Annotated in this window: 3 protein-coding genes and 1 pseudogene; all 4 read left to right on the top strand. The window is 60.7% G+C overall.

The features are described from left to right. The first annotated feature begins 333 nt into the window (after nt 1-333). A complete protein-coding gene (locus tag ACRXB1_RS33625) occupies nt 334-1017 on the top strand; it encodes an HAD family hydrolase (protein WP_449494483.1) in 684 nt (227 codons plus the stop codon). A 67-nt stretch (nt 1018-1084) separates the two neighbouring features. Further along, a complete protein-coding gene (locus tag ACRXB1_RS33620; protein ID WP_174363873.1) occupies nt 1085-2362 on the top strand; it encodes a NupC/NupG family nucleoside CNT transporter in 1278 nt (425 codons plus the stop codon). Nucleotides 2363-2372: 10 nt separating this feature from the next. Next, nucleotides 2373-2762 carry a cytidine deaminase gene (locus tag ACRXB1_RS33615; RefSeq protein ID WP_449494482.1) on the top strand — a complete coding sequence of 130 codons (390 nt, stop codon included), beginning with the start codon at nt 2373-2375 and terminating at the stop codon, nt 2760-2762. Further along, nucleotides 2759-2950: pseudogene (locus tag ACRXB1_RS33610) on the top strand (nucleoside hydrolase); the annotation flags it as partial. The gene ACRXB1_RS33615 and the pseudogene ACRXB1_RS33610, both read left to right, overlap by 4 nt. Nucleotides 2951-3067 lie beyond the last annotated feature (117 nt).

The following is a 3067-nucleotide window of genomic DNA, read 5'->3' as shown; positions in this document are numbered from 1 at the left end:
GTTCGTGCTGCGCGCGAGCACGCGCCGCAGCTCGGCGCCGAGTACCCGCAGGATGCCGGTGCGGACAATATGTGTGCCCCACACCAGGACCGCCACGCCCGACAGGATATTCAAGAGAGTCAACATGTGGCCACTTCCGTTAATCGTTCCCACTGTAACGCCATTGACACATGATGCCACGCAAACGAGTTGTACAATTTTGCATTGTTGTAGTTTTGGGTATTTCCCGATAGGATCGACCGCACTCATCGACCCTGCGCGGGCCATCGTATGCCCTTGCGTTCTGTCGCGTTTTTTACCTGCAATCCAAGGGCCGCAAGCATGAACCGAGGCATGAGCCGAACTCTCGCGCTGTTCGATCTGGACCATACGTTGCTGCCGCTCGACAGCGACCAGTCGTGGGCGCGCTTTTATGCCACGCTCGGCTTCGAAGGAAGTGCCGACCACGTCAGGGAGATCGATGCGTACTATCAGCAGTACGCAGCCGGAAAGCTCGACATGGACGGGTATCTGAAACTGACTCTCGCGCCGCTCGCCCGTCATTCGCGTGCGGACCTGGATGCGTGGCACGACGCCTTCATGAAGTCAGTCATAGAACCGGCCATTCGCCCTGAAGCGCTCGCGCTGCTGCGCCGTCATCTCGACGCGGGCGACCTGTGCTGCATCGTGACGGCGACAAACGCATTTGTCACCGCGCCCATCGCAAAGGCGCTGGGCGTGGAACACCTGCTGGCGATCGATCTGGACACTGAAGGCGACGATCCGCTCGGGCGCTACACCGGCCGCTCCGTGGGCGTCGTGACGTTTCGCGAAGGCAAGATCGTCAGGACCGAGCTATGGCTTGCATCGCAGGGATTGAAGCTGAGCGACTTCAAGGAAAGCTACTTCTACAGCGATTCGGTCAACGACGTCCCGCTCATGGAACGCGTCACGCATCCTGTTGCGACCAATCCCGATTTCCGGCTGCGTGCGATCGCGGCCGAGCGCAACTGGCCGGTCATCGAACTCTTCGCGTAAGCCGGGTTTTATTCATACGCCATATGGCGTAGCATCTCGGCCATTCTTACAACAGACGTAGAGAGACATGGCCCTGATCGCCCGTAATCTGCTCGGCATTGCCGTCCTGCTGTTCATCGCTTTCATCTTCTCCAATAACCGCCGTGGCATCCGCTTGCGCACCGTCATACCCGCACTGCTCGCGCAGATTGGAATCGGTGCGTTCATCCTGTTCGTGCCCTTCGGTAAAAGCATCCTGGCGGCTGCCGCCGCAGGCGTGAATCACGTGCTTGGGTATGGCAACGCTGGGATCGAATTCCTGTTCGGCGGACTGGTGCAATCGAAGATGTTCGAGATCTTCGGCGATGGCGGTTTTGTCTTCGCCGTGCGGGTCTTGCCCGCCATCATCTTCGTGACCGCGCTGATCGCAGTGCTCTATCACCTCGGCGTCATGCGCTGGATCGTGATCATTCTCGGCACGATCTTCCAGAAGCTGCTCGGGGTCTCGAAGCTCGAATCGTTTTCTGCCGTCACCACCATCTTCCTCGGGCAAAGCGAAATGCCCGCGGTCGTGAAGCCGTTCGTGCGCGACATGACGGGCGCGGAATTGTTCGCGGTGATGTCAAGCGGCATGGCGGCGGTGGCCGGCTCGGTGCTCGCGGGCTACGCCGGACTCGGCGTGAAAGTCGAGTATCTGCTCGCGGCTTCGTTCATGGCGGTTCCCGGCGGATTGCTGTTTGCGAAGATTCTGCATCCGTCGACGGAAGCGAGCCGCGTCACCTTGGAACATCTCAGCTTCGATGAAAAACGTCCCGCGAATGTAATCGAAGCAGCGAGTTCCGGTGCAACCGTCGGCCTCAAGATCGCGGTGATGGTCGGCGCGATGCTGATTGCGTTCGTCGGCCTGATTGCTTTGTTGAACGGGATCGTGGGTGGAATCGGCGGATGGTTCGGCGCGCCGCACCTGTCGATGCAGTCCGTGCTCGGCGCCATCTTCGCGCCGCTCGCATACCTGATCGGCGTACCGTGGGACCAGGCCGCGCTCGCCGGCAATTTCCTCGGCCAGAAGATCATCCTGAACGAGTTCGTGGCATATGCGTCGCTGTCTCCCTATTTGAAGGACTCCGCAAGCGTCGCCGCGGCGGGTCTCCAGGTGCTCGATCCGCGTACCATAGCGATCTTGTCATTCGCGCTGTGCGGCTTCGCGAACTTCGCGTCCATTGCCGTCCTGACCGGCGGCTTCAGCGCGGTGGCTCCGGAACGGCGCGCTGAAGTGGCGCGCTACGGCCTGCGAGTCGTGCTCGCCGCCACGCTCTCGAACCTGATGAGCGCGACGATTGCAGGCATGTTCCTGACGCTCAATTAAGGAAAAGATCATGACCATGGACAAATTGCTCGACCGGGCGAAAACCGCACGCGAACGGGCCTATGCACCCTATTCGAAGTTCAAGGTCGGCGCTGCGCTGCTCACAAAAGACGGCCGCATTTTCGATGGCTGCAATGTAGAAAACGCATCGTACGGATTGTGCAACTGCGCGGAACGCACGGCGTTTTTCAGCGCGATTGCCGCGGGCTGCAAACGCGATGAATTCGCGGCGCTGGCCGTGATCGGCGACACCGATGGCCCCATCGCGCCCTGCGGCGCGTGCCGTCAGGTGATCATCGAACTGGGCGGCCCGGAGCTCGCCATCCGCCTTGGCAACCTGCATGGGGCGACACGCGACACCACCGCCCGCGAACAGCTTCCGGACGCGTTCTACCTATGACACAGCACAAGGTCATCTACGACACAGACCCGGGCGTCGATGACGCCATGGCGCTCGTCTTCCAGGCGCTGCATCCGGATATCGAACTGCTCGGGATCACGAGCGTGTATGGGAACGCGACCATCAGTACCACCACGTCCAACGCGCTTTACCTGCGCTTGCGATTCTGTCCCGGCGTACCGCCCGCGAACAGCTTCCGGACGCGTTCTACCTATGACACAGCACAAGGTCATCTACGACACAGACCCGGGCGTCGATGACGCCATGGCGCTCGTCTTCCAGGCGCTGCATCCGGATATCGAACT

The sequence above is a fragment of the Caballeronia sp. M23-90 genome (genome assembly GCF_053574605.1).
The sequence above is the reverse complement of the archived record's forward strand: the minus strand, read 5'-3'. Positions and strand labels throughout refer to the sequence as shown.